At 65.0% G+C, this 6,011-nt stretch carries 7 protein-coding genes; 6 read left to right on the forward strand and 1 reads right to left on the reverse strand.

What is annotated here, in order from left to right; translation table 11 throughout:
* Positions 1 to 158 precede the first annotated feature (158 nt).
* From POM99_RS21860 to POM99_RS21885, 6 genes are read left to right on the forward strand one after another with little or no spacing between them, the layout of a single operon-like run.
* The gene (locus POM99_RS21860; protein WP_277280886.1) at positions 159 to 425 is read left to right on the forward strand and encodes a DNA adenine methylase; all 267 of its coding nucleotides are present in this window, start codon (positions 159 to 161) and stop codon (positions 423 to 425) included.
* The gene (locus POM99_RS21865) at positions 391 to 1,104 is read left to right on the forward strand and encodes an ABC transporter ATP-binding protein (RefSeq protein WP_277280888.1); all 714 of its coding nucleotides are present in this window, start codon (positions 391 to 393) and stop codon (positions 1,102 to 1,104) included. Before POM99_RS21860 ends, POM99_RS21865 begins: the two co-directional genes overlap by 35 nt.
* Positions 1,105 to 1,153: 49 nt before the next feature.
* Entirely contained in the window at positions 1,154 to 2,551 is a 1,398-nt protein-coding gene (locus POM99_RS21870) for an aminotransferase (RefSeq protein ID WP_277280891.1), read from the forward strand.
* Between the two features lie 33 nt (positions 2,552 to 2,584).
* Positions 2,585 to 4,018: an amidase gene (locus POM99_RS21875; RefSeq protein ID WP_277280893.1), complete on the forward strand. Its 1,434-nt coding sequence runs from the start codon at positions 2,585 to 2,587 to the stop codon at positions 4,016 to 4,018.
* 14 nt (positions 4,019 to 4,032) lie between these two features.
* A complete protein-coding gene (locus POM99_RS21880) occupies positions 4,033 to 5,319 on the forward strand; it encodes a M20 family metallopeptidase (RefSeq protein ID WP_277280894.1) in 1,287 nt (428 codons plus the stop codon).
* A 17-nt stretch (positions 5,320 to 5,336) separates the two neighbouring features.
* On the forward strand, positions 5,337 to 5,522 hold the full coding sequence (locus POM99_RS21885) for a hypothetical protein (protein WP_277280895.1): 186 nt from the start codon (positions 5,337 to 5,339) through the stop codon (positions 5,520 to 5,522).
* 27 nt (positions 5,523 to 5,549) lie between these two features.
* On the opposite strand, the gene POM99_RS21890 is transcribed toward POM99_RS21885, so the two are convergent.
* Complete coding sequence (locus POM99_RS21890) at positions 5,550 to 5,864, reverse strand: aminotransferase-like domain-containing protein (RefSeq protein WP_277280896.1); 315 nt, start codon at positions 5,862 to 5,864, stop codon at positions 5,550 to 5,552.
* Positions 5,865 to 6,011 lie beyond the last annotated feature (147 nt).

Consider the following 6,011-nt stretch of genomic DNA (forward strand, 5'->3'; position numbering starts at 1 on the left):
CGGCGCGCGACGGCATGCGCGGGCCCCTCCCATGGACTACCGGGATAACCGCCTGCCAGACCGATAGGGGGGTCAGTTTTACGCGCCGATCAGGGGGTCAACTTTGAACGCCGATTGACAGCCGTTGGGCAAATTGCAAAGATACAAGCCGGGCGGGTATGTCCGGTGTTGTCTCGCGCTGGCTTGGTGGCGTGGATGCGCTGGACGAAATCGCCCAACGACTTATCCGGGTGCAGATCGAAAACCGCCCCGCCGTTGATGTGATCCGTTTGTATGACAGCCCCAAGACGCTTTTCTATTGTGACCCGCCCTATCTGCATGCCACACGCGGCGACGCTAAGGCTTACGGCTTCGAGATGGACGAGGGCCATCGATCGGGTCAGCCTCGAGTTGAAGCGTGGCGAGACGATCGGCATCGTGGGTGAATCCGGATCCGGAAAGTCCACGATCGCGCGCTGCGTGAGCCGGCTCGTCGAAGTCTCGGACGGCCGCATCCTGCTCGGGAATCTCGACATCGCAGCCATGCCCCAGCGGGAGCTGAGGCAGCATCGCCGCCGCGTCCAGATCGTTTTCCAGGACCCCTACCGGTCGCTCAATCCGAGGCGCACCGTCGGCGAGTCGATCATCGAGGGTCCGATGTACTTCGGGATGAGCCGGGACGAAGCCGTGAGGCGTGCGTCGCAGCTGATGAAGATGGTGCGGCTCGATCCGGACGCGCTCTCACGGTATCCGCACGAGTTCTCGGGCGGCCAGAGGCAGCGCATCTGCATCGCCCGCGCGCTGGCCATGGAGCCCGAGGTGCTCATCGCCGACGAGGCGGTGTCTGCGCTCGACGTCTCCGTTCAAAAACAGGTGCTCGAGCTTCTCGAGGACATCCGGGAACGCCTCGATCTCTCGATGCTCTTCATCACGCACGATCTTCGTGTGGCGGCGAAGCTCTGTGACCGGGTCGCCGTCATGAAGGGCGGCAAGGTCGTCGAGCATGGCACGGCCTTCGACGTCCTGAGCAGACCGCAGCACGAGTACACCCAGGCGCTTCTGGCGGCGGCGCCGGGCCACGCAATGGCGGGCGCCGTCGAGGTCACGAATGAGTCCGACGCCTGAGGTGCAAACCGCCCGGTATTGCATCGAACGCGCTTCCAGTCAACTTCTCATGGAAAGAAAAGTCATGAATTCTCCTGTCGGGGAAAAGAAAAGAAACGGCTCCTTGCTTCACCCGTACACCAACCCGGTACGCCAGCAGCAGACCGGAACGACACTGACGGCCAAGGGCGATGGCGTCCATGTGCTGGACGGCGACGGCAAGCGCCACCTCGACGGCATGTCGGGCCTGTGGTGTGCGTCCCTTGGCTATTCGGAGCCGCGCCTCGTCGAGGCGGCCAGGCGGCAGATGGAGCTGCTGCCGTATCACCAGACTTTCGACGCCCGTGCGACGGCGCCCGCGCTGGAGCTGGCCGAGCGGCTCGTGGGACTCACTTCGGAGTTCGAGTTCGACAAGGTCCTGTTCGCGAATTCGGGATCGGAGGCCAACGACCAGGCCGCGAAACTCATCTGGTTCTACTTCAATGCGATCGGCAAGCCGCGGAAGAAGAAGCTGATCGCCCGGACGCGGGCCTACCACGGTGTCACCGTGATGTCCGCGAGCCTCACCGGCCTCGCGCTCAACCACAACGACTTCGACCTGCCGATCGACCGCGTCCTCCACACGGATTGCCCCAGCTACTACCACTATGGGAAGCCCGGGGAGTCGGAGTCGGACTTCGTGTCGCGCATCATCGGGAACCTCGAGGCGCTTATCGAACGCGAAGGGGCGGACACGATTGCGGCCTTCTTCGCCGAGCCGATCCAGGGCGCCGGCGGCGTGCTCATGCCCGCGCAGGGCTACTTCGAGCGCCTGCAGGAAGTGCTGACCCGGCACGGCATCCTGCTCGTCGCGGACGAAGTGATCACCGGATTCGGACGAACGGGGCAGATGTTCGGCTCCCAGACGCTCGGTATCAAGCCCGACATCATGAACATCGCCAAGGCGATGTCGAGCGCCTACCTGCCGATCTCCGCGACGCTGCTTTCCAAGGAAATCTCGGACGCGATCGTCGAAGGAAGCAACCGCCAGGGAATGTTCGGGCACGGTGTCACGTATTCGGGCCATCCGGTCTGTGCGGCCGTCGCCATCGAAGTGCTCAACATCATGCAGGAACGCGACCTCGTCGGCCACGTGCGCGAGATGTCGCCTCTGTTCCTGTCTCGACTGAAGCGGATGGAAGAGCATCCGCTCGTCGCACAGTCGCGAGGGGTGGGTTTGCTGGGTGCGCTCGAAATCCTCAAGGACAAGTCCAGGCGCGTTTCGTTTGCGCTGACGGATGGCATCGGGCTGGTGCTGAAGCAGGCGGCACTCGACGAAGGGTTGATCATCCGCCCCCTGCTCGATTGCGTGGCGATCTGCCCGCCGCTGGTGGTCACGCCGTCGCAGATCGACGAACTCTTCGACAAGCTCGGACGCGCACTCGACGTGACGCTGCGCACGGCGCAGTCGCGCGGGCTGATGGCGTAAGCAAAAGACACACGGCAAGGCAAACATCCAATCATGACGACAAACCCCAAGTTTTCCGGAAGCACCGCCACGCAGTTGTGGCAACTCGACGCCTGCGAGATCTCCGCGCTCATCAGGAACGGCTGCGTTTCGAGCCGCGAAGTGACCGAGGCGGTGCTCGCGCGCAATCGCGAAGTCAATCCGAAGGTGAACGCCGTTGTTCTCACGCTGGAGAAGGAGGCGCTTGCAGCCGCGGATGCCGCGGACAAGGCGCTGGCCGAAGGCGCGGTGCCGGGGTTGCTGCATGGCATTCCGGTCACCACGAAGATCAACGTCGACCAGGCCGGCGTGCCGACGGACAATGGACTGCTCAAGTTCAAGGACCTGATCGCGCCCGAGGATGGCTCGGTGGTCGGCAACCTGCGCAAGGCCGGCGCAGTGATCGTCGGGCGGACCAACGCGCCGGCGCTGTCGCTTCGTGGCCAGACGAGCAATTCGCTCCACGGCGCGACCCTGAATCCATGGAACCCGGCGCTGACGGCGGGCGGGTCCAGTGGTGGTGCCGGTGTTGCGGTTGCGGTCGGCATCGGGCCGATCTCGCAGGGCAACGACATCGGGGGATCGATTCGCTGGCCGGCGTACTGCAACGGGGTCCTGGGTTTGCGCCCGACCGCAGGCCGGATTCCGGTCTTCAACCCGACGGCGACGACCGGACGCATGATGGCCTCGCAGTTGATGGCCGTGAACGGGCCGCTCGCAAGGACGGTGCGCGACCTGCGCTTGTCCCTGGAGGCCATGAGCGCGCGCGATCCGCGCGATCCTCTCTGGGTTCCCGTTCCGCTGGATCTCGGGCCGAGCCCGCGGCGCGTTGCGCTGGTGACCCGGACCGAAGGGCCGCCGGTGTCGCCGGGCACCTGGGCCGCGGTGCGGCAAGCGGGCCGTTATCTCGAGGACGCGGGCTATCACGTCGAGGAGGTCTCACCGCCCGCGATGCACGAGGCCTGGGGCTTGTTGCGCAAGATCATGGCCAGCGAGATGACGCAGATGCTGCTGCCTCGGCTGGACGACCTCGGGGACCCGGTGCTTGCCCAAGTCCTTCGCCACAGGTGGGCAAACCCAGAGGACTTCCGCGGCTACTGCACCGCGCTCGCCTCGCGGGACATGATCGTTCACAAGTGGCAGATGTTCTTCGAGAAGTATCCGATCGTCGTCATGCCTGCTTCGATCGGCAAGCCGGTGCCGCTCGATATCGATCTGCAGGGCGCGGAAGGCCTCCAGCGTCAGACGGATGCCATGTACTTCCAGGCGATTCTGCCCCCGCTCGGCCTGCCTGGGCTGGCCGTGCCGGTGGGAATGGACGAGGGCATGCCCGGAGGGGTTCAACTCGTGTCCGCCCGCTGGCGCGAGGACCTGCTGCTGAAGGCCGCGGAAGTGATCGAAGCGCGCGAGGGCGTGCGCATGCCCATCGAGCCGCGAGCATCCGCATGACCGGAAAGGCGGCCATGAACACCGTGAAGATCGAAAGCGAAATCCTGGGCGCTGTCGAGTCCCTGCGCGGCGAAGCCGTGGACATGCTGTGCGAATTGGTGGGCCATGCCTCGCTGCTGGGGGAGGAGGCGTCCGCGCAGGAGGTCATGGCACGCCGGTTCGGCGAGCTCGGCCTGAAGGTGGACCACTTCGAAATCGACGAAGAGAAGATCCGCCAGCACCCCGGCTACTCGCCGTCGCTCGTTTCTTACCAGGGGCGGCGCAACGTGGTCGGCATCCACCATCCGGCCGGGCGCGCGACGGGGCGCTCGCTGATCCTCAACGGACACATCGACGTCGTGCCCATCGGGCATCCCCGGCTATGGAGCCAGTCGCCCTTCGAGCCCCGCGTCGAAGGAGACCGGGTTTATGGCCGCGGTGCCGCCGACATGAAGGCAGGCATCGTGGCGTACACCATGGCATTCAAGGCACTGCGAAATCTGGGGTACGAGCCTGCCGCGCCCGTATACCTGCAATCGGTGATCGAGGAAGAATGCACCGGCAACGGGGCGCTGGCGTGCCTGGTTGCCGGCTATACCGCCGACGCCGCGCTGATTCCCGAGCCGAGCGGAGAATGCGTGCAGACCTCGCAGATGGGTGTGATGTGGCTCGCGATCGACGTCTATGGCGTGCCGGTCCATGCGTCGCGCGCGCAGGAAGGCATCGCGGCCACCACTTTCGCCCAATACATGGTCGACGAGTTGCGTGCGCTGGAGCGCCGATGGAACGAGCCGGCGTCCAGGCATCCGATGTACTGCAACCATGCCCACCCGATCAACTTCAACCTCGGCAAGTTGTCGGGCGGGGAATGGCCGTCTTCCGTACCCACCCACTGCCGCGCGGACCTGCGCATCAGCTACTACCCCGGCAAGAAAGTACCTGACGTCAAGGCGGAGGTCGAGTCGCTCCTGAAAGCCGCGCACGCCAAGCATCCGAACGCGGCATCGGTACGGTATGAAGTCAGCTACCGGGGTTTTCAGTGTGAAGGTCTGGTCATCGACATGGAAGAGCCGGCGATCGCTACGCTGATCCAGTGCCACCAGGACCTGCTGAACGCCGAGCCCGGACGGTACGCGATGACCGCGACGTCCGACGTCAAGTTCTTCCACCTTTACGGCAACATCCCTTCCACGTGCTACGGACCGTCGGGCCAGAACATCCACGGGGTCGACGAGTCGGTCTCCATCGCCAGCATGCAAAGGGTTGCGGCAGTCTACGCCTTGTACATCGCGCGCTGGTGCGGGTTGAACCGTCTCGGTTGATGGCGCGGAGGTGTCGGTTGCTGCGCTTGCGCGACTATCGGCTGATCCTCCAGGACAGCATTGCCCGACTGGCGGCCGAACAGAGGGCGCGAGCCGAGGCGCTGCCGACCGGGAGGCGCCTTGACGACCTCGACGCGACGGACAGGCAGCGCCTGGACGCGCTGATGCTCGCGCTCGCGGATACCTCGGGGCGCATGCACTGAACCACGATGCGCCGCGCAGCGGGCCGCTCAGGTCCCGCTGCGTGCGAGGACTTCGGCAAGTTTCTCCACGGGGTCGAGCATTTCATCCTCACGCACGCAGGCGAAACCCAGCAGAAGGCCGCGCTCGGCCTCTTTCCCCGCGTAGTAGCGCGAGAGGGGCCGCACGAGAACCCCTTTTTCGAGCGCCCGTTGCGCGACCTGCACGTCGTCCAGGCCATGCGGCAACGAAAGAACGAGGTGCAGGCCCGCATTGCTCTCGTCGCGCCAGAGCCAGTTCGCTCCAAGACGCGTGGCGATCAGCGAAGTCAGGGCGGCGCGCCTCGCAGCGTAGACGAGCCTCATGCGGCGGATGTGAGCTGCGTAATGGGCCCAGTCGGCCCGAAGCTGCGATTTTGGTCATCTTGGAGAACACGTCGGGAACGGGCTGGTTGTTGTTGACGATCGCCCATGCGAGGAACGACGTTCCGCTCCGATAAGGGAGCGGCGTTA

The sequence above is a fragment of the Novosphingobium cyanobacteriorum genome (assembly GCF_029436685.1).
Taxonomy (GTDB): domain Bacteria; phylum Pseudomonadota; class Alphaproteobacteria; order Sphingomonadales; family Sphingomonadaceae; genus Novosphingobium; species Novosphingobium cyanobacteriorum.

Coding starts and splice junctions, on each gene's coding strand:
- POM99_RS21860 (WP_277280886.1), top strand. CDS start 159: ATGTCCGGTGTTGTCTCGCGCTGGCTTGGTGGCGTGGATGCGCTGGAC.
- POM99_RS21870 (WP_277280891.1), top strand. CDS start 1,154: ATGGAAAGAAAAGTCATGAATTCTCCTGTCGGGGAAAAGAAAAGAAAC.
- POM99_RS21875 (WP_277280893.1), top strand. CDS start 2,585: ATGACGACAAACCCCAAGTTTTCCGGAAGCACCGCCACGCAGTTGTGG.
- POM99_RS21880 (WP_277280894.1), top strand. CDS start 4,033: ATGAACACCGTGAAGATCGAAAGCGAAATCCTGGGCGCTGTCGAGTCC.
- POM99_RS21890 (WP_277280896.1), bottom strand. CDS start 5,864: ATGAGGCTCGTCTACGCTGCGAGGCGCGCCGCCCTGACTTCGCTGATC.